Here is an 18,911-nt window from a genome sequence, read left to right as displayed (position 1 = left end):
CTCAGCCCTCCAGCAACCGCTGCCCCACGTACTCCCCCTCCGCCGCCCCGCCCGGCACCGCGAACAGACCGCTCGCCTCGTGGCGGATGAACTGCGACAGGGCGTCGCCCCGGTCGAGCTTGCGCTGCACCGGGACGAAGCCGCGCAGCGGGTCGGCCTGCCAGCAGACGAAGAGCAGGCCCGCGTCCGGCACCCCGTCCGCGTCGAAGCCGTCGTGGTACGAGAACGGGCGGCGGAGCATCGCCGCGCCCCCGTTCTGGTCGGGCCGCGTGATGCGGGCGTGCGCGTTGATCGGGACGACCAGGTTGCCCTTGGCGTCGGTCTTCTCCAGGTCCATCTCGGTCGTCTCGGTGCCCCCGGACAGCGCGGCCCCGTCGGACTTGCGGCGCCCGATGACGTTCTCCTGGCCCTTGAGGGAGAGCTTCTCCCAGTCGTCGAGGAGCATGCGGATACGGCGTACGACGGCGTAGGAGCCGTTGGCCATCCACGCCGGGTCGCTCGCACCGGACGCGGGCACGAAGATCCGCTGGTCGAAGTCGGACTCGGTCGGCTTGGGATTGCGGGTGCCGTCGATCTGGCCCATCAGGTTGCGTGCCGTCATGGGGTGGGCGGTGGCACCCGGCGAGCGGTTGAAGCCGTTCATCTGCCAGCGGATCCGGGCCGCGCTGCCCGCGTCCTTCTGGATCGCGCGCAGGGCGTGGAAGGCGACCAGCGCGTCGTTGGCGCCGATCTGCACCCACAGGTCGCCGTCGCTGCGCTTCTTGTCGAGGTGGTCGGAGGAGAAGTCGGGCAGCGGGTCCAGCGAGATCGGTCGCTGCTTCTCCAGCCCCGTCCTGCCGAAGAAGCTGTGTCCGAAGCCGAAGGTGACCGTCAGCGAGGACGGGCCGGCGTCCCGGGCCACGTCCGTGTCGTCGTGCGCCGTCGCCTCGCCCGCCATCAACCGCCGGGCCGTCTGAGACCAGCGGCGCAGCAGCGCGGCGGCCTCCTTGCGGCCCGCGCCCGCCGCCAGGTCGAAGGCGACGAGGTGGCCGCGGGCCTGGAGGCCCTGGGTGATCCCGGGCTGATGTTTCCCGTGAAACATCACCTGATCGGCGCCCACGGAGGTGAGCGGCGTGGCCTCGGCGGGCCGGGCGGCGTATCCCACGGTCCCGCCGGCCGCACCGAGGACGAGCCCGGTGGCACCGGCGGTGCCGAGCAGCTTCCGCCGTGAAATGCCCTCCCCAGGGGCGGCGTTTTCGAATTCGTCGCCCTCAGGAGCGGTCTCAGGGGTACGGGCCTGAGGAATGGACTGGTCAGGCATGGTGGGGTTCAGCCGATCTGCGCGTTCTTGGAGACGGTCGTCTGGTCGATGTCGGAAGTCCGCACGGTCACGGCGACCTCCCAGTCGCCTGCCATGGGGATCTGCACTCCGCTCGCCGACCAGTGTCCGGTGGTGATGTGGTCGGGGACGACGGGCAGCGGCCCGATGTCCTTGGTCTTCTGGGTGAAGGCGATCTTCACCTCGGGGACGTCGAAGGCGCGGCCGTTGGGTCGCCGTACATAGACGTGCATCTCGTTGCCGCCCACGCGCGCGGGGTTGAGGTCGACCGTCACGACGCCCTTGCCGTCCTCGCCGCCCGTGTCGAACGACATGTCGAGGGTCAGGGCCCCGGACGACTCGGCCGAGGAGGAGGACGAGGCGGATGTCGCCGCCTTGGCCTCTTCCTCCGTACGCCCGGGCTCGGTCTGCGTCAGCACGGTGGTGACGGCGAGCAGTACGACGGCGACACCGGCCTCGGCGAGCACCGAGCGGCGCAGCCCGAAGCGGTTCGGGTCGGCGTCCCGCGCCCGCTTCTGTCGCGCCACGTCCTTCGCGGCCTGCTGCCGGGCGAGCTGGGCGGCCCGCTTGGCATCACCGGCGGTCTTGGAGTCGCCGGTGCCCACGGAGTCAACGGCACCCTCGGAGGCACCGGCGTCCGCGGAGTTCCCGCAACCGTCTCCCGCGGAGTCACCGGCTGCGGTCCTCGCCCCGGCCTTCTCCTTCTCACCGACGTCGGTGGCCCGCGCGCCCACCTTCTCCTTCTCCCGCTGACGCTCCACCACCGCCGGCACCGCCTCCGCCAGCCGTGCCGTCCACCGCCGAGAGATCCACGCGACGCCGACCATCAGCGCCACCAGCCCGATCTTGACCAGCAGCAGCTGCCCGTACCGCGTGTCGGTGAACGCCGACCAGGAGCCGAGCTGGCGCCACGACTGGTAGATACCGGTCGCGACCAGCGCGACGACGCTGCCGAAGGCGACGGCCGAGAACCGCCGTACGGCAGTCGAATCGACGGGCGTGTCCGCGGGTGCCCGGTACAGCGCCACGAGCAGCGCGGTGAGCCCGCCGAGCCAGGCCGCTACGGCCAGCAGGTGGACGACGTCGACCGGCATGGCGATCCCCGACTGGAGTCCGACCGAGGCGTGCTCGGACATCGCCCAGCTCGCGGCGAGCCCGGCGGCCACGACACTCCCGCCGACCGCGAGCCCGAAGGTCAGGTCCCGCTTCTCCTCGTCCTCCCGCTTCTCGTACGCCCCGAAGAGCACCGCGATGAACAAGGCCGCCGCGGCGAGCAGCAGCAGCCGGGAGACCAGTGCCGCGCCCGTCTTGGTCTGCAGCACCTGTCCGAGCAGGTCCAGGTCGAAGATGTCGCCGACCTTCCCGGTGCCGGTGTAGGAGCCGCGCAGGAGCAGCAGCAGGAGGGTGGCCGAGGTGAGCGCGAGCCAGCCGGAGACGACGAGCCGCTGCACGGCCCGTACGCCGGAGCCGCGCTGCCAGCAGGCGAGCACGAAGGCGGCGCCGCCGACCAGCACGGTGAAGCCGGCGTACGACACGTACCGCCCGAAGCCGTACAGCCAGCCGACGACTCCGCCGCCCGCCGTCTGGGAGGACACCGACACGGAGGTGGACGAGGGGGCGCCGATGGAGAAGGTGTAGGCGCCGGAGACGGGATGGCTGTCCGCCGACACGACCTGGTAGGTGACGGTGTAGGTGCCGTCGGGCAGGCCGCCGTGCAGTTGCACGGCGTACGTGGTGCCGCTGACGTTGGACGGCTTGCCGCGCTGGACGGGCTTGCCCTGGGGGTCGAGCACGCGCAGCGAGTCGGCGGAGGTGCTGACCTGCTCGGAGAAGGTCAGCGAGACCTGGGTGGGCGCCTTGTCGACCACCACCCCCTGCTGGGGGTCGCTGCCGGTCAGCGCGGCGTGCGCGGAGGCCGGCGCGGCCGAGGACAGGAGCAGTCCGGTCGCGGCCAGGAGCAGCAGCAACAGGGTCCGGACGCGGGGGGCGATGGTCTGGGTCAAGGTGGTCTCTCCCTCAGTGTCCGGTCTTCGGGATGGTCTTCGGGACGTACGTCGCCGACTTCACCGGCATCTTGACGGCGACCGGATCGGACTTGGCGAAGTGCAGTTCGACCGAGACCTTCTGGCCCTGTTCCGGCTTGCGCTTCAGCTTGTCGAACATCAGATGGTTGCCGCCGCTTTTGAACACGAGTCGACCGTGGGCGGGGACGGAGAGCCGGGCGACCTCCTCCATCGCGCCGCCGACCGTCTCGTGCACGGTGACCTCGCCGGCGTCGCTCGTCACCGAGGTCAGCTCGTCCTTCGTGCCGCTGTCGTTGACGATCGTCAGGAAGCCGGCCGCCATGTCGTCCGACACCGGCTGCGGCATGTAGGCACCGGAGACGGTAATCCCGTCCCCTCCCTCGGAGCCGGAGTCCGAGCCGCAGCCGGCCAGGACCAGGGCCCCGGTCAGTACGGCGACGGGCAGGGCGGGACGCCTCACGGCTTCTCCCCCTTGACGAGCTTGGGGAGGTCCTTGGTGTAGTCGTCGACCGTGGCGTCCTCGCCGTAGAGGACGTACCCCTCGTCGGTCTTCGGCGAGAACGCGACGACCTGGGTGCCGTGCACGGAGACGACCTTGCCGTTCTTGTCCTTGTGCGTCGGCTCGATGGAGATGCCGAGGGTGCGGGCGCTGGCCTGGATGGTGGGGAAGTCCCCGGTCAGGCCGACGAACTCGGGGTCGATGCCCTTGAGCCACTTGCCGAGCTCGGACGGGGTGTCCCGGGCCGGGTCGGTGGTGACGAACACCACGCGCAGCTCGTCCTGCTCGGACTTGGGCAGCTGCTTCTTGGCGACGGCGATGTTGTTCATCGTCAGCGGGCAGATGTCGGGGCAGTGGGTGTAGCCGAAGTAGATCAGCGTCGGCTTGCCCGCGGTCTCCTTGCGGAGGTCGTACTTCTTGCCCTGCGTGTCGGTGAGGACCAGATCCGGCTTCTCGAACGGCTGGTCGAGGACGGTGGCGGCCTTGTCCGCACCGGCCTCCTCGGAGACCACGGACACGGGCGAGCTGCTGTCGTCACCGCTGCCGCAGGCGGAGAGGGTCAGGGTGGCGGCGGCGAGCAGGGCGGCCGCGGCGAACGTCTTCTTGCGCATAGGAAAATGTCCCAGATGTGATGATGCCGACGCGCACCGGGGTCGAACGGGCAGTCGCACGGACGGCTGTGCGACCCCGGTGTGCGGCGGACGGACTGACTTCAGGCGCTGGTACGCCGACGCCCGGCGAGCACGCCGTACGCCACGCCCACCAGACCGACGACGATGCCGACCACGCCCAGGACACGGGCGGTGGTGTCGCTGCTGTCGGCGGAAGCGGCGGTGTCGGCGGAGGCGGCCTCGGCGTCCGACGCGGGGTCGTCGGAGGCCTTTTCGGTGTCCGACGAGCCGTGGGAGTGCCCGTCCTCGGCGGCGGACAGCGTGAGCACGGGCGCCGGCGTCTCGGGCTCCTCCTGGCCCTTCTGCTGCTCCTCGATCCAGCGGACGACCTCCTTGTTGGAGTACGTCTGGATCGCCTTGAAGACCAGCTGGTCGGCGTCCTCGGGCAGCGCGCCGACGGAGACGGGGAACTTCTCGAAGTAGCCGGGCTCGATGCCCTTGCCCGTGGCGGTCCAGGTGACCTTGGTGACGGCCTCGGTGAGCTGCTCCCCGTGGTTGTCGATGGGCTTGTCGAGCTTGGACTTGGTGACCTTGATGTCCCAGCCGGCCATCGGCTCCGGCATGACCGAGGCCAGCGGGTGGTCGGTCGGGAAGTTGACCTCGAGCTTGGTGGTCGAGGCGTTGTCGCGCTCGTTGGGGACCTTGAAGTCGACGACCGCGTAACCGCCCTTGGCGGCGGCGCCCTCGGGCTGCACGGTGACGTGGGCGAACGCGGGCGAGGACAGCACGACGACGGCCGAGGCGGCGATGGCACCGGCGACGGCGAGACGAGAGGCCTTCATGGAATGCACTCCACTTGGAATGAGGGTTTCCGGTGATGAAGAGGGGTACGCGTGCGCGTGCCTGCACGATCACTCGAGAGGACGGGCACACGCGCGTGCCGCACGACGGCGGCCCTCCCCACGGATGCACGTGAAGTGCGCAAGTGGGTGCTGGTCGCGTCGCGTCAGGCGGCGAGGACGAGTGCGGCGTCCGACGGCGGGCCGCGCCTGATCACCGTGTGGTGGAGTTCGGTGGTGCGGGGCGTCGGCGGTGCGAGCAGGGCGGTGCGCGGGACGCGCGGACCGACCTCGGGAGCGCCCGGCAGCCCGGCCCGCAGGGCGCACACCAGCGCGAGCGCCCCGCGCAGGGACCGTACGAGCGCCCCCTCGGCGACGGAGTGCGCCGACAGCGCGGAGAGTTCGACGAGCCGCAGCAACGCCATGTCCCCGCGCCGCAGCAGCCATCCGGCGACCACCGCCGCCAGGACGTGGCCGAGCAGCATCGGCAGGGACGGCAGCAACGACATGGAGGAGCCCGCGGCGGTGGACATGGCGTCCGCCGGGTGGTGCGTGGCACTCACCTGCCCCGCGGCACCCGTCCCGGTGCCCGGGTGGATCCGCGCCTCCACGAGGATCCGGTGGGCTTGAGCGGGGCTGATCGCCGCCGCGGTGGTTCCGCACACGAGCCGGGCGGCCTGCTCCACCAGCGATGCGTCGGACACCGACGACGCCGTCGAGGACGTACCGGCAGCCGCGGCGGCCGTCGTACCGTGCTGGCCCAGCCCGAACAGCACGTGCAGCACGCTCTGGCCGACCGCGAGCAGCGCCGCGATCCCCGGCAGCGAACGCTCGCGCCCGGCGAGCGGCGCCACGACCAGGACGACCCCCAGGAAGCCCGCGGTCAGCGTCCACAACGGGATCGTGGCGCAGGAGGCGAGGGAGTGACCTGCCGCGGCCAGCACGACACAGACCGCGGCGAACACCGCGGCCCGCAGCACCCGGAGCTCACGTCCGGAGCGCGCCGTACTGGGGCGGGGGGCAGTCATGGCGGGCTCATCATCGCACTGGCCTTATGGCCGCCATACGGCAGGTCCACAAGATGACGTAAGAGGTGTACGACCGGAAGGTCACCCTCTGGCGTGAGCTGCCCCAATACACCGATCACCGGACCAGGAACATCCCCCATATGGGCGGCATCACGTCAATCAGGTGCTTACACCCGGGTTCTCGCGGCAATACGTAACGGTATGTCGAGCCGCGGCCAGGAGGCTGGAGCATGAGCATCTGGTGGTCACTCCATCTGCGCCGCGAAGCCGCGAGCGTTCCGCTCGCCCGCCGCCTGCTGCTCGGCACGATGGAATCCGCGGGCGTCGACCCCGACATCTCCTACGACCTCTCCCTGGCCCTCAGCGAGGCCTGCGCGAACGCCGTGGAGCATGGCGGGGACGCGGCGCACGGCGGCGCCTCGGAGGCCTTCCGGGTCACCGCCTACCTCGACGGCGAGAAGTGCCGCATCGAGGTCACCGACTCGGGCCCCGGCTTTCCGGCCGGCCGGCCCTGGCCCTTGGCCCGCCTCGTGCCCGCCGAGGCCGAGCACGGCCGCGGCCTCGGTCTCATCCGGGAGCTCGCCGACCACGTCCACATCGGCCACGCACCCGGTCGGCGCGGCGCGGTGGTGAGCTTCGACAAGGTCCTCAAGTGGCGGAAGGGCGCGCCGCTGGTGGCGGTGTAGCGCCCGCTCCGGCGTTCCCCAGCACGCGTCTTGAGCATCCTTACCTAGCGCACAGCGTCCGCTCACGGTCCTGACGGCCGACGTCCATATGTTCCCCGGCATGACGGGAAACCACAGGAACACCACGATCACCCGGCGCCGCGCCCTCGCGGTGACCGGCGGAACGGTCGCGGCCGGCGGCCTCGCCGTCGCCGGATACCAGTCGGCCTTCGCCGACACGACCACCGAGGCGGCCGCCGACGCGACGGCCACGGCGTCGGCGACGAGCGCCGGCGGCACGTGCATGACGTTGATGTCGAGCGTCACCGAGGGGCCGTACTACCTCGACAACGCCCTGGTGCGGAAGGACATCACCGAGGGCAAGAGCGGCGTCCCGCTCACGCTGCGCCTCACGGTCGTGGACGCCACCGACGGCTGCACCCCGGTCTCCGGCGCGGCCGTGGAGATCTGGCACTGCGACGCCTGGGGCTACTACTCCGGCTACACCACCGCCAACCCCGGCGGCTCGGCGCCCGCGGAGAGCGAGGACGGCTCGACCGCCAACGACCAGACCTACCTGCGGGGTTACCAGATCTCCAACGCGGGCGGGGTGGTACGACGGCGGCGGCGCCTTCAGCGGTCTGCTGACCCTCAAACCCGTGCACAAGAGCGACCCGTCCAAGGGCTACAAGGGCTTCCTCACCCTCGGCGTCGACCCCGACGCCGAGAACACCGGCGCGGGCAGCGGCGGCGGTGGCGGCACGCCCCCGAGCGACGCCCCGACCGGCACACCGCCCAGCGACGCCTCCCCGTCGGCCTCATCGTCCTCGTAAGGCGGTACGGCCATGAGGAGCGGCCAGGACGAGACGCTGGCCCAGGCCGCCGTGGACGCGCTGACCGGACAGCTGGCGCTCGCCCCCAAGCCCGGCCTGCCCGACCCGCGCGACCTCGGGGCCCGGGCCGGCCGCCGGGACCACCACTCGCTGCGCTGGTCGGCCAAGGCGCTCACGCCCGGCCTCGTGGCGATGGCAGCCGCCGCCCGCCGCACCGGCGAGCCCACGCCCGAACTCCGTACGGAACTGGGCGCGATCGGCAGGTGCACCGAGCACTCGGTGTCGTTGGCGGGCGGCGGGCACCGCGGCGGCCTGTGGGCGCTCGGCCTGCTCGTCGCGGCCGCCGCCCTCGACCCCCGGGCCGGGGCGCGGGACGTGGCCGTGACCGCCAAGCGGATCGCCGCACACCCCGACCGCCGGGCCCCACGGCAGCCCTCACGCGGCTCGTCGGTCTCGGCGAAGTACGGCGCCGCGGGAGCGCGTGGCGAGGCGCGAGCCGGATTCCCGCACATGCGGCGGGCGTTGGACGCGCTCCCCGCCGCGCGCTCGGCCTGCGCCACGTCCAGGCGGGCGCCCGAGAGGTCCTGGAGGCGGGCGGTACGGCGACGGATGCGGGCCGGGAGGCCCTGGCCGCCCTCGACGCCGACCTGCACGCGCGCGCGTGGAGCCCACGGGGGAGTCCGGGACTGCTCGCGAGGGCGCTGCTCCTGGACTCGCTGCCGGTGCCGGTCAGTTCGCGAGGACGGGCTGCCGCCTGACGTCCGTCCGCCCGGCCAGCACCCCGACGGCCACCCAGGGCGAGACGCCCGCCGACAGCGCGAACACCGCGCACGCCGCCAGCATCACCCGGCCCGACCGCCGCACCGCGCGCGTGGCCGACGCGAGCCCGGTGACCCCGCGCGCCATGCGCATCTGGAAGACCATCACGGCCCCGGTGTTGAGCACGAACAGCGCGGGACCAGCCACCCGTACGCCAGTGAGGGCACCGTCGCGATGGCCCGGCGCAGCGCCCGCAGCCAGGCCGCCGCCGGGAACGTCCCGACGTCCGGGATGCCCGACCGCGGATCGAAACGCGGCACGCGCGCGCGTGCGGCGGCCTCCAGAGGCTCGGCGTCGACGGAGGGCAGCGCGGCGACCTGCGTACCGGCCCCTTGCCTGTGCGGGTCCACACCAACGCCCTCAGGGGCGCGGGGCCGTGACATATGCGGCTCCGCCACGTGGGCGCGATCAGCCACAGCGGACCCGCAGACGAAAGATCAGCTCTCCTTGAGAGACGCCATCCACGCCTCCACCTCGTCAGAGCGGCGCGGCAATCCCGCCGACAAATTCCGGTTCCCACCCTCCGTCACCAGAATGTCGTCCTCGATCCGCACACCAATCCCCCGGTACTCCTCCGGCACCGTCAGATCATCGGCCTGGAAGTACAACCCCGGCTCAACCGTCAGGCACATACCGGGCTCCAGCGTGCCGTCGACATACGACTCCACCCGCGCGGCCGCACAGTCATGCACGTCCATCCCGAGCATGTGCCCAGTCCCGTGCAGGGTCCACCGCCGCTGCAAACCGAGCTCCAGCACCCGTTCGACCGGCCCCTCGACCAGCCCCCACTCGACGAGCCGCTCGGCCAGCACACGCTGCGCGGCGTCATGGAAGTCCCGGTACTTCGCGCCCGGCTTCACCGCCGCGATACCGGCCTCCTGGGCGTCGTACACGGCGTCGTAGATCTTCTTCTGGATCTCGCTGTAGCGGCCGTTGACCGGCAGCGTGCGCGTGACGTCGGCGGTGTAGTACGTGTGCGTCTCCACACCCGCGTCGAGCAGCAGCAGGTCGCCCGACCGCACCGGCCCGTCGTTGCGCACCCAGTGCAGCGTGCAGGCGTGCGGACCGGCCGCGCAGATGGAGCCGTAGCCGACGTCGTTGCCCTCGACACGCGCGCGGAGGAAGAACGTGCCCTCGATGTACCGCTCGGAGGTGGCCTCGGCCTTGTCCAGAACGCGTACGACGTCCTCGAAGCCGCGGACCGTCGAGTCGACCGCCTTCTGCAGCTCGCCGATCTCGAACTCGTCCTTGACCAGCCGCGCCTCGGACAGGAAGACGCGCAGCTCCTCGTCACGCTCGGCGGTGACCTTGTCGGTCAGCGCCGACTCGATGCCGGCGTCGTATCCGCGCACGACCCGGACCGGGCCGGTGGCCTCGCGCAGCTGGTCGGCCAGTTCCCGCACGTCGGCGGCCGGAATGCCGTACAGCGCCTCGGACTCGGTGAGCGAGTGCCGGCGGCCCACCCACAGCTCGCCCTGGCCGGACAGCCAGAACTCGCCGTTCTCGCGGTCGGAGCGGGGCAGGAGGTAGATCGTCGCGTCATGCCCCTCGCTCTTCGGTTCCAGGACCAGCACGCCGTCCTCGGTCTGGTTACCGGTGAGGTACGCGTACTCGACCGAGGCCCGGAAGGGGTACTCGGTGTCGTTCGAGCGGGTCTTCAGATTGCCCGCGGGGATGACCAGGCGCTCGCCCGGGAAGCGCGCCGACAGCGCGGCCCGGCGGGCGGCTGTCTCGGCGGCCTGCGGAATCGGCTTCAGGTCACGCAGCTCCGTGTCGGCCCAGCCGGACTTCATGTTCTCGGCCAGCTCGTCGGACACACCCGGGTACAGGCCGTTCTTGCGCTTCTTGATCGGCTCCTCAGACTCGGTTTCCGGGCCCGCTGCGTCAGCAGCAGAATCAGATGCTGCCGGATTGAGCTCTTCGGCCACGGTCATCCTCCTCGATACGGCACTGGACCCCCTCCATCGTACGGTCGTACGTAAGGGGACCCAGGGAAGAAGGACCTGTCACCGGGGAACCTGTTACGGGGCACTCACTCCAGACACTCACTCGAAGTACGCCGCCAGCAGGACGACGTCCTCCTCGCTGTCCGCCTCGTCCACCCCGTCCGGCAGCACGGTCCGCAGGACGTGGTCGACGATGGCCTCCGGATCGCGCCGCAGCGCCTTCGGTACGCCGGCCGCCGCCGCGTGCAGCCGGGCGAAGGCGCGGTCCGTGGGGTCGCCGGTGCGGTGCAGCAGCCCGTCGGTGTAGAGCAGAACCGTCTCCCCCGGCTCCGCCTGGAACTCCACGCTCGGCGCCTCCCAGCAGGCGAGCATCCCCAGGGGTGCCGACACGGAAGTCTCCACGAACTCCGTGCGCCGCTCGCCGATCAGCAGCGGGGGACTGTGCCCGGCCCCGGCGAGCGTGATCTTGCGCAGGGCGGGCTCGCAGTAGGCGAACAGGGCGGTGGCCGAGCGGGCGGGCTCGGTGAGCCTGAGCAGCAGCTCCAGGTCGGACAGGACGGCGACCGGGTCCTCGCCCTCCATCACGGTGTACGCCCGCAGCGACGCCCGCAGCCGTCCCATCGCGGCGATCGCGCTGGGCCCGGAGCCCGTCACCGACCCCACCGCCAGTCCTAGCGCCGCGTCCGGCAGGGGCAGCGCGTCGTACCAGTCGCCGCCGCCGTGAGGCCCTGTGCGGTGCCGGGCGGCGAGCCGCACCCCGGCCACGCGGGGGAGCCGGGACGGCAGCAGCTCCTCGGCGATCGTCGCCATGCACGCGCGCGTGCGCTCCACCTCGACGAGCCGGGCCAGATGCTCCCCGGCGTAACGGGCGTACAGGCCCACGAGGTGACGCTGACGCTCGGCCGGCTCGGCGGGCTCGTCGTAGAGCCACACGGCCGCGCCCAGACGGCCGGCGGCCTCGGTGGCCGCCTCGGCGGACAGGGGGAGCGCGTAGCTGGCGGCGTAGCCGAGGCGGGCGGCCACCTCGCGATGGCGGGGGTCGAGCCCGTCCTCGGCGAAGAGGTCGGGCTGGGCGATCCCGGCTTCGCCGCCCGGCAGACCGTCCAGGATGAGGCCGTACGACATGGAGCTGCGCGGCACGGTCTCGATGTGCCCGAGATCGGCGCGGGCCAGGCCCAGGCCGATCGTGGTGTCGGGGCCGAGTCCGTCGCCCGGCTCCAGCACGACGAGCCCGCGGCGGGCGCCCACCAGGGCGGCTCCGGCGCTCAGCACTTCCTGGAGGGCGTCGCAGAGTGCGTCCGTGCGGGCCAGGCGTTCGGTGAGTTCGTGGAGGGTCGTGAGGTCCGAGACCCAACCGGCGAGACGGTCCTGAAGCAGTGCGCCCGGTGCGTTCGGTGAGAGGACGGCGGAGGTGCCCGAGGCGGCCGGCGCGGGCGCGACAGTGTGTGCGGGCGAGGGAACCGTTGAATCGATTCCGGCCACTTTCGGAGGGTGAGGGGCGTTCATGGTGTCCGGCTTTCCGACCGGTGCGTACTGCTCAAAAGCATCGCAAACCCCCATGTCATTCTGCGCCGCTAGCAGTGTCTCCACATGTACACGCACTCGAGAGGGGATGTCCAGTATTGTCCTGCGGGGATTCCTGGTGTCCGTGGGTCATAAGTGAACGAAGTGCCGTATGGCAAAGTTGGCTTAAAACTGCCCCGGGGAACGGCGTATTGCGGTCGACTGGGCTTGCTCCACAGAGCGTCACAGCGGTCGTGATGGGTACGTACTCGGAGAAGGCCAGGGGTGGTCGAGAATCACCCGGAACCTGGCGACGGACCCGGGCGTCTTAGCCACCGACGACCGAGCCCCATCCTCCCGTGGCGGAGGCGAAGAGAAATACGCGCGACGGCAAACGCCAGACTTCGCCACCCCACGCCACGCTCATGCTTTTGATAGACGCAGTATGGGTGAGGCTGCCGCGGACGCAGCCAACGTTCGGCCCATAGGGGTTCCCCTTGTCTCCGACAGGGGTGTGATGCGCCAACAGGTACGCACAGTGAAGTGATCGACACATGGTGTGATGTGGTCCACGGTGTTGCCAGCGGTGCAACGGAAAGGAACGAGCGCTCATGCGCGAGATCCTCGGAAGGCGACGCAGGCTCCTGTCCCAGCGCAGCGACGGGGGGCCTGAGTTGATCAGCGCGGCCCTGACCTTCGCGACGGAATGGCAGTGGCCCGTACTCCCGGGTGTGGCGGCGGACCCGCAGGGGCGGGACCGTTGCGGGTGCCCGGACCCCGAGTGCACGGTGCCCGGTGCCCACCCCTTCGACCCCGGCCTCCTCGCGGCCACCACCGACGAGCGCATGGTGCGCTGGTGGTGGGCCAACCGGCCCGCCGCGCCGATCATCCTGGCCACCGGCGGCAAGGCTCCCTGCGCGGTCAGCCTGCCCGCCCTGCCGGCCGCCCGAGCCATCGACGCGCTCGACCGCAGGGGCATGCGCCTCGGCCCGGTCGTCGCCTCGCCCACGCGCTGGGCGCTGCTCGTGAAGCCGTACTCCATGGAACAGCTGGGCGAACTGCTGTACGCCCAGGACTTCGTCCCCGGCTCCCTCCGCTTCCACGGCGAGGGCGGCTATCTGGCCCTTCCCCCGTCCGACACCGCCCAGGGCGAGATCCACTGGGAGCGCGCACCACTGCCCGGCTCGGCCGCGCCGTGGGTGCCCGACGTCGAAGCCGTGGTGGACGCGGTGGTCGAGGCCCTCACTCGTACGGGTGTGAGCGCGCCCGAGTTGTAGGGGTGTCGGGCGCGGGCGGAACCGGACGCCCGTTCCCGCTCGTTATCTTCCGTCCATGAACCTTCGTCTGCTCGCCCTTGCGGGCGTCGCGGTGTGCGCGGTCGCGCTGCCGCTGGCCGTGGCGTCCGCAGGACAGGTGGGCGACGAGGATCGCACCGCCGCACGTACCGCCGCACGTACCGCCGCACGTACCGCCGCGCGCGACGCGGCGGGTGATTCCGTACGTCCGTCCGTACGTCCCTCGCCTCACGGAGACCCCAAGGCGCTCTCCGCCGTACCCACCCGCTCTCCGCTGCTCCTCGGCCTGGGCCTGGCCACCGCGGCCCGCTGCGGTCCCGACCTCACCTCCCCCGACGGCATCGAGGCGCAGACCTGTGTGCTGACGCAGGGTGAGGAAACCTGGGCGCGCACCTACTACCGCAATGCCACCGGCGACGCCCTGGACTCCGTACTGAGCCTCATGGGGCCCGGCGGCCGCACCGTCCAGATGCACTGCGCGGTGGGCGCCGAGGACGAGCCGGGGACCTGCGAGACACCGCGGGAACGCACCCGCGGGAATCTCGACGGGTACACGGCGGTCGCGGAGTTCGCGCGGGCCGGGGACGGGCCACTGCTGCTGCGGTCCGGAAGCAACTCCGGGGCGCCTACAGGGAGTTGACGGGCGACATCGTTCCGTAAAGGCGCCCGTACATGAAAAAGACCCGGTTGCTGGCGACGGGGGATGCACCAGCAACCGGGCTAATGGAACGGTAACAAGAGATCGGCCGTTCGCAAATTCGGTCTTGCTTCATCCTTGGCTATTCGGACACCGATCTGGCTTGTCCCGAAGGGGAGTTGCAAGGCGGAGCCGGCCGTTCCGCGGGGCGCCGTGCGACTGACCGGCCGGTCAGCCGCACGGTCTTCGTCAACTGAGCGTGACCTGCCGGTTGGTCAGGCCGCCGCGCGCGCGGCGCTCGTCGGCGGTCAGCGGCGCGTCCGTGGCCAGCGCCCCGGCGAGGCGCTCGGCGAACTCGGCGGCCGGCTTCTCCACGTCCTGCGCGCCGACCCCGCTCGGCAGGTCCCAGACCGGCACGGTGAGCCCGTGAGCGCGGAAGGATCCCACGAGACGCGTGCCCTCGCCGAGGCTGGAGCGGCCCTCCGCGTGCAGCCGCGCGAGGGCGTCCAGAAGCTGCTCCTCCGGGTGCGGCATGACCCAGCGCAGGTGGTTCTTCTCCGGGGTCTCGCACCAGTACGCGGCGTCCACGCCGGTCAGCCGCACGGTCGGGATGGCCGCGGCGTTGGCCCGCTCCAGGGAAGCGGTGACCTCCGGCGTGGCGTTCTCCGGGTCCGGGACCCAGAACTCGAAGCCCGGGTGCACAACTGGCTCGAACGCGCCTTCGGGGTCGAGCATTTCCTGCAGCCGCGGACCGTCGGCCGGGGCTCGGCGGCTCTGCACCGGCGTGCCGGGCTTCGCTTCCAGCGCGCGCTGGAGGGTGTCGGCGAGGTCGCGGCTGATGTCGCCCGACGCCGTGTCGTTCTGCAGGCCGAGCAGGACCGAGCCGTCGTCGCGGCGCAGGGCCGGCCAGGCCATCGGCAGGACCGTGGCCAGCGTGACCGACGGGACGCCCTCGGGGAGGCCCTTCTTCAGTGTCAGCTCGACCGTGGCGGCCGGCACCAGTTCGCGCAGCGCTACCCAGTCGCACTCGCCCGGCAGTCCTTCGAAGGGGCGGTGCACCAGCTCGGTGGCGGCGTGCGCGGCGGCCCGCCCGTGGCAGGCCTTGTAACGGCGGCCGCTGCCGCAGGGGCAGGGCTCGCGGGCGCCGACGACCGGGATCTCGCTGTCGCTGAGCTGCGGGCGCTTGGCCTTGGTCTGGGGTCGCTTCTTGGCCATCGTGGGTGTCTCCCGGTTACGGCTCGTCTCGTACGGGCGCGAGCCTAGCCGTTTGCGCCGGGAACGACCGGGCCTGTGGATAACGGCGGGTCTGCGTGGCGCGCTGTGGACGGTGCGGCGGAGCGGGGAAACGGGCCGCCGTGGCTACCGGCGTGTCAGTCCCGGCCGCATTGGTCCCGGCCGCTTCGTCCGGGCCGTTTCGTCCGCCGTTTCAGTCCAGGTCGTCGAAGGCGTCCGCGAAGTCCAGCCGGGGTATCGCCGAGACCGACGGGGCCGTGATGCGCGTGGCGAAGTCGTCGCGGCGGTGACCGGCGTCGGGGTCGTGTACGTCGGAGTGGACGACGACCCACACCGTGACCTCGCCGTGGGCGTCGTCGCGTACGCCCCAGTCGTCTGCCAGCGCGGTGATGATGTTCAGCCCGCGGCCGCCGTGTGCGGTGACCGAGGGCGTGGCCGGAGCCGGGCGGGTGGGCCCACCGCCGTCCGTCACCTCGACCGTGAGTCTGCCGCGGGCGTCCACGCGCCATGCGGCCCGGACATCGCCGTCCCCGGCCAGGGCGTCGCCCAGCGGCCGGCCGTGCTTGCACGCATTGCTCAAGAGTTCGGAAAGAATCAGTACGGCGTCATCGATGACCGATTCCGACACTCCGCCGCTGCGCAACTGATCGCGCATACGGCGTCTCGCATCCCCCACGCCCGCAGGGCCATGGGGTACGGCCATGCTCGACGACGTGGGCACCTCCTGTGCCACCACCAACGCCACCCCCGAGACCTCCTTTGCCCCACGCCACGGTGTGGATGCCCCATTGGCCTGTACCGGAAACCGGCCAATCCCCGTACGGTGACGCATTCGCAACGATCGAATACGGACCGAACGCGCCGGAGCACTCCCTGTAGCTGTATGGCTGGATTTCGACGGTGGACCGAGACCGGAGGATGGCGGCAGTCCGGCCGCCGGGTCAAGGGGGTGGACGCGTTCAGCGGCCGAGTCGGTCCAGCACCGCGCGCGGGCGGTTGGTGATGATGGCGTCGATGCCCAGGTCGATGCAGAGGTCGATGTCCTCCGGCTCGTTCACGGTCCACACGTGCACCTGGTGGCCGGCCCGCTTCAGGCGCTCGATGAACGCCGGGTGGTTGCGCACGATCCGGATCGAGGGGCCCGCGATCCGGACACCCGCGGGCAGCCGTCCGTCGCGCAGCCGGGGCGAGACGAACTGCATCAGATAGACCGTCGGCAGCGTCGACGAGGCCGCCCGCACCCGGTGCAGCGAGCGCGCCGAGAAACTCATCACACGCACCGGGGAGTCGTCGGCCGAGGCCGGGGCGTCGAGCCCGAACCGCTTCAGCAGCACCAGCAGCCGCTCCTCGACCTGTCCCGCCCAGCGCGTGGGATGCTTGGTCTCGATGGCCAGCTCCACCCGGCGCCCCGCGTCGGCGACGAGTTCGAGCAGCCGCTCCAGGGTGAGCACGGAGGTGTCCTCGCGGTCCTCGGGGCGGAACTCCCAGTCGGGCTCCTCGTCGCGCGTGCGCCAGATGTCCCGCGTCTTCCGGGAGCCGAAGTCCAGGGCGGCGAGGTCGGCGAGCTCCAGGGCCGAGACCGCGCCGCGGCCGTTGGACGTCCGGTTGACGCGTCGGTCGTGGACGCAGACGAGATGGCCGTCCGCGGTCAGTCGTACATCGCACTCGAGGGCGTCGGCGCCGTCCTCGATCGCCTTCTTGTACGCGGCCAGGGTGTGCTCGGGGGCCTCTTCCGAGGCTCCGCGGTGGGCGACGACTTGAATCCGGGGCTGCCGTGCGTGGGTCACCGCGTCATGGTGCCACCGCGTGCGGGTACGCGTGCGAACGGAGGTCTCTGGATTGCGCTCTGTTTGTCCTACATGCACCTATATAAAGAATGGCCGTGGACCCACAGGCACCGCTTATGGTGCTCTGACGGCCCGTGGGAAAAGCTGACGGCATACAAGCAGACATGCACAGCTGACTCGCGCAGAACCGTCGACGACCGTCGACCAGCGTGAACGGGCGTGACCGAGTGCGACCGACAACAACAGCCGTGGATCGAGGAGAAAAGCTGTGAGCACCGAGAACGAGGGCACCGCGGTACCCCCGGCCCCGTCCGCACCCCCCGTGCCGGTGGATGCTCCCGCTGCTTCGGCGCCCCAGGAGCACCCCGCTCCCGACCAGGGTGCCCCGACGACCCCGATCCCGCCGACGCCGCCGAGCGCCCCCGGCGCCCAGCAGCAGGATCTGGTGCACGCGGGCCAGACCCCTGCCTACGCCTCGGCGGGCCCTGACGGCACTCCTCAGGGGCATGGGTCTCCTCAGGGGCATGGGTCTCCTCAGGGGTACGGCGGCCCTCAGGGACACCAGGCCCCTCAGGGCGGCGGCACTCCTCAGGGCTTCGGTGCCCCGCAGGGCAGCGGCCCCGCAGGCTCCGCTCCGGAAGGCGCCTGGCCGCCCCCGGCGCCGCACACCCCGGCGTACGGCGACGGCGGCGCGGGCGCGGGCTCCGGCTGGGGCGCCTCCTACCAGCCCCCCGCCCCCAAGCCCGGCCGCGGACGCGGCGGCCTGGTCGCCGGGCTTCTGGCGGCCGCGCTGGTCGCGGGCGGTCTGGGCGGCGGGCTCGGCTACACCCTGGCCAAGAACGAGGACAGCACCTCGTCGACCACTGTCTCCGCCTCCGACAGCGGCGGCTCCGTCAAGCGCGACGCGGGCACGGTCGCGGGCGTGGCCGCCAAGGCGCTGCCGAGCACCGTCACGATCCAGGCCGAGAGCAGCGCCGGCGAGGGCGGCACCGGTACCGGCTTCGTCTTCGACACCCAGGGCCACATCGTCACCAACAACCACGTGGTGGCCGACGCGGTCGACGGCGGCAAGCTCACGGCGACCTTCCCGAACGGCAAGAAGTACGACGCGGAGGTCGTCGGCAACGCGCAGGGCTACGACGTCGCGGTCATCAAGCTCAAGAACGCCCCGAACGACCTCAAGCCGCTGACGCTCGGCGACTCGGACAAGGTGGCGGTCGGTGACTCCACGATCGCGATCGGCGCCCCCTTCGGCCTGTCCAACACGGTCACGACGGGCATCATCAGCGCCAAGAACCGCCCGGTGGCCTCCAGCGACGCCACCGGCAGCAGCGCGTCGTACATGAGCGCCCTGCAGACCGACGCGTCGATCAACCCGGGCAACTCCGGCGGCCCGCTCCTCGACGCCCAGGGCAACGTGATCGGCATCAACTCCGCGATCCAGTCCACCAGCAACGGCGGCCTGGGCGGCACCAGCCAGTCGGGCTCGATCGGCCTGGGCTTCGCCATCCCGATCAACCAGGCCAAGTACGTCGCCCAGCAGCTGATCAAGACCGGCAAGCCGGTCTACGCCAAGATCGGCGCGTCCGTCTCCCTGGACGATTCCACGAACGGCGCGCAGATCATCGAGAAGGGCGCGAGCGGCTCCGAGCCGGTCGAGGCCGGCGGCCCCGCCGCGAAGGCCGGCCTCAAGCCCGGCGACGTCATCACCAAGCTCGACGACAGGGTGATCGACTCCGGCCCCACCCTGATCGGCGAGATCTGGACCCACCAGCCCGGCGACAAGGTCACGATCACCTACGAGCGCGACGGCAAGACCCGCACGGTCGAACTCACCCTGGGCTCCCGAGTCGGCGACAGCTGACCCGACCCAT

General features: G+C 71.5%; 17 protein-coding genes and 2 pseudogenes. 6 read left to right on the top strand and 13 right to left on the bottom strand.

Annotated features, from left to right (window positions below):
* Window position 1 precedes the first annotated feature (1 nt).
* The 6 genes from efeB to ABT063_RS12455 form a co-directional block, all read right to left on the bottom strand.
* Entirely contained in the window at window positions 2-1,300 is a 1,299-nt protein-coding gene (gene efeB / locus ABT063_RS12480) for an iron uptake transporter deferrochelatase/peroxidase subunit (protein ID WP_351057221.1), read from the bottom strand.
* An 8-nt stretch (window positions 1,301-1,308) separates the two neighbouring features.
* Window positions 1,309-3,321: a copper resistance CopC/CopD family protein gene (locus ABT063_RS12475; RefSeq protein ID WP_351057219.1), complete on the bottom strand. Its 2,013-nt coding sequence runs from the start codon at window positions 3,319-3,321 to the stop codon at window positions 1,309-1,311.
* A 13-nt stretch (window positions 3,322-3,334) separates the two neighbouring features.
* Window positions 3,335-3,802 carry a copper chaperone PCu(A)C gene (locus tag ABT063_RS12470; protein WP_351057218.1) on the bottom strand — a complete coding sequence of 156 codons (468 nt, stop codon included), beginning with the start codon at window positions 3,800-3,802 and terminating at the stop codon, window positions 3,335-3,337.
* The gene (locus ABT063_RS12465) at window positions 3,799-4,452 is read right to left on the bottom strand and encodes an SCO family protein (RefSeq protein ID WP_351057217.1); all 654 of its coding nucleotides are present in this window, start codon (window positions 4,450-4,452) and stop codon (window positions 3,799-3,801) included. Before ABT063_RS12465 ends, ABT063_RS12470 begins: the two co-directional genes overlap by 4 nt.
* 101 nt (window positions 4,453-4,553) lie before the next feature.
* On the bottom strand, window positions 4,554-5,294 hold the full coding sequence (locus ABT063_RS12460; RefSeq protein ID WP_351057216.1) for a YcnI family copper-binding membrane protein: 741 nt from the start codon (window positions 5,292-5,294) through the stop codon (window positions 4,554-4,556).
* A gap of 164 nt (window positions 5,295-5,458) precedes the next feature.
* A complete protein-coding gene (locus ABT063_RS12455) occupies window positions 5,459-6,319 on the bottom strand; it encodes a hypothetical protein (RefSeq protein WP_351057215.1) in 861 nt (286 codons plus the stop codon).
* A 230-nt stretch (window positions 6,320-6,549) separates the two neighbouring features.
* Here ABT063_RS12455 and ABT063_RS12450 point away from each other — a divergent pair, with 230 nt between their 5' ends.
* The 3 genes and pseudogenes from ABT063_RS12450 (at window position 6,550) to ABT063_RS12440 (ending at window position 8,575) form a co-directional block, all read left to right on the top strand.
* A complete protein-coding gene (locus ABT063_RS12450; RefSeq protein WP_351057214.1) occupies window positions 6,550-7,005 on the top strand; it encodes an ATP-binding protein in 456 nt (151 codons plus the stop codon).
* A gap of 638 nt (window positions 7,006-7,643) precedes the next feature.
* Window positions 7,644-7,817: a hypothetical protein gene (locus ABT063_RS52175; RefSeq protein WP_502990803.1), complete on the top strand. Its 174-nt coding sequence runs from the start codon at window positions 7,644-7,646 to the stop codon at window positions 7,815-7,817.
* A 12-nt stretch (window positions 7,818-7,829) separates the two neighbouring features.
* A pseudogene (locus tag ABT063_RS12440) lies at window positions 7,830-8,575 on the top strand (triphosphoribosyl-dephospho-CoA synthase).
* A gap of 16 nt (window positions 8,576-8,591) precedes the next feature.
* On the opposite strand, the pseudogene ABT063_RS12435 reads toward ABT063_RS12440, so the two are convergent.
* From ABT063_RS12435 to ABT063_RS12420, 4 genes and pseudogenes are all read right to left on the bottom strand, one after another.
* Window positions 8,592-8,771, bottom strand: a pseudogene (locus tag ABT063_RS12435) (MFS transporter); the annotation flags it as partial.
* Window positions 8,741-8,986 carry a hypothetical protein gene (locus tag ABT063_RS12430; protein WP_502990805.1) on the bottom strand — a complete coding sequence of 82 codons (246 nt, stop codon included), beginning with the start codon at window positions 8,984-8,986 and terminating at the stop codon, window positions 8,741-8,743. The gene ABT063_RS12430 and the pseudogene ABT063_RS12435, both read right to left, overlap by 31 nt.
* An 87-nt stretch (window positions 8,987-9,073) precedes the next feature.
* Window positions 9,074-10,570 (bottom strand): aminopeptidase P family protein, encoded by a 1,497-nt coding sequence (locus ABT063_RS12425; protein WP_351057213.1) that lies wholly within the window; start codon window positions 10,568-10,570, stop codon window positions 9,074-9,076.
* Between the two features lie 111 nt (window positions 10,571-10,681).
* Window positions 10,682-12,205, bottom strand: coding sequence for a PP2C family protein-serine/threonine phosphatase (locus tag ABT063_RS12420; RefSeq protein ID WP_351057302.1), 1,524 nt, complete (start codon window positions 12,203-12,205; stop codon window positions 10,682-10,684).
* 491 nt (window positions 12,206-12,696) lie between these two features.
* Between ABT063_RS12420 and ABT063_RS12415 the strand changes: the two genes are divergently transcribed.
* A complete protein-coding gene (locus tag ABT063_RS12415; RefSeq protein WP_351057212.1) occupies window positions 12,697-13,362 on the top strand; it encodes a bifunctional DNA primase/polymerase in 666 nt (221 codons plus the stop codon).
* A 55-nt stretch (window positions 13,363-13,417) separates the two neighbouring features.
* On the top strand, window positions 13,418-14,020 hold the full coding sequence (locus ABT063_RS12410; protein WP_351057211.1) for a hypothetical protein: 603 nt from the start codon (window positions 13,418-13,420) through the stop codon (window positions 14,018-14,020).
* Window positions 14,021-14,266: 246 nt separating this feature from the next.
* Here the strand turns inward: ABT063_RS12410 and ABT063_RS12405 are convergent, their stop codons facing one another.
* The 3 genes from ABT063_RS12405 to ABT063_RS12395 form a co-directional block, all read right to left on the bottom strand.
* The gene (locus tag ABT063_RS12405; RefSeq protein ID WP_351057210.1) at window positions 14,267-15,232 is read right to left on the bottom strand and encodes a DUF5926 family protein; all 966 of its coding nucleotides are present in this window, start codon (window positions 15,230-15,232) and stop codon (window positions 14,267-14,269) included.
* Between the two features lie 211 nt (window positions 15,233-15,443).
* Window positions 15,444-16,082: an ATP-binding protein gene (locus tag ABT063_RS12400; RefSeq protein ID WP_351057209.1), complete on the bottom strand. Its 639-nt coding sequence runs from the start codon at window positions 16,080-16,082 to the stop codon at window positions 15,444-15,446.
* A gap of 127 nt (window positions 16,083-16,209) precedes the next feature.
* Window positions 16,210-17,037, bottom strand: a complete 828-nt coding sequence (locus ABT063_RS12395; RefSeq protein ID WP_351057208.1) for a glycerophosphodiester phosphodiesterase — start codon at window positions 17,035-17,037, stop codon at window positions 16,210-16,212.
* A 268-nt stretch (window positions 17,038-17,305) separates the two neighbouring features.
* Here ABT063_RS12395 and ABT063_RS12390 point away from each other — a divergent pair, with 268 nt between their 5' ends.
* Window positions 17,306-18,901 carry a S1C family serine protease gene (locus tag ABT063_RS12390; protein ID WP_351057207.1) on the top strand — a complete coding sequence of 532 codons (1,596 nt, stop codon included), beginning with the start codon at window positions 17,306-17,308 and terminating at the stop codon, window positions 18,899-18,901.
* Window positions 18,902-18,911 lie beyond the last annotated feature (10 nt).

The organism is Streptomyces sp. NPDC002838, assembly GCF_040295365.1.
Taxonomy (GTDB): Bacteria; Actinomycetota; Actinomycetes; order Streptomycetales; family Streptomycetaceae; genus Streptomyces.
The sequence above is the reverse complement of the archived record's forward strand: the minus strand, read 5'-3'. Positions and strand labels throughout refer to the sequence as shown.

What these genes read in the sequence shown, in the direction of transcription:
- efeB (WP_351057221.1), bottom strand. Translation starts at nt 1,300, where the DNA reads ATGCCTGACCAGTCCATTCCTCAGGCCCGTACCCCTGAGACCGCTCCT.
- ABT063_RS12465 (WP_351057217.1), bottom strand. Translation starts at nt 4,452, where the DNA reads ATGCGCAAGAAGACGTTCGCCGCGGCCGCCCTGCTCGCCGCCGCCACC.
- ABT063_RS12460 (WP_351057216.1), bottom strand. Translation starts at nt 5,294, where the DNA reads ATGAAGGCCTCTCGTCTCGCCGTCGCCGGTGCCATCGCCGCCTCGGCC.
- ABT063_RS12455 (WP_351057215.1), bottom strand. Translation starts at nt 6,319, where the DNA reads ATGACTGCCCCCCGCCCCAGTACGGCGCGCTCCGGACGTGAGCTCCGG.
- ABT063_RS12450 (WP_351057214.1), top strand. Translation starts at nt 6,550, where the DNA reads ATGAGCATCTGGTGGTCACTCCATCTGCGCCGCGAAGCCGCGAGCGTT.
- ABT063_RS12425 (WP_351057213.1), bottom strand. Translation starts at nt 10,570, where the DNA reads ATGACCGTGGCCGAAGAGCTCAATCCGGCAGCATCTGATTCTGCTGCT.
- ABT063_RS12415 (WP_351057212.1), top strand. Translation starts at nt 12,697, where the DNA reads ATGCGCGAGATCCTCGGAAGGCGACGCAGGCTCCTGTCCCAGCGCAGC.
- ABT063_RS12410 (WP_351057211.1), top strand. Translation starts at nt 13,418, where the DNA reads ATGAACCTTCGTCTGCTCGCCCTTGCGGGCGTCGCGGTGTGCGCGGTC.
- ABT063_RS12405 (WP_351057210.1), bottom strand. Translation starts at nt 15,232, where the DNA reads ATGGCCAAGAAGCGACCCCAGACCAAGGCCAAGCGCCCGCAGCTCAGC.
- ABT063_RS12400 (WP_351057209.1), bottom strand. Translation starts at nt 16,082, where the DNA reads ATGCGTCACCGTACGGGGATTGGCCGGTTTCCGGTACAGGCCAATGGG.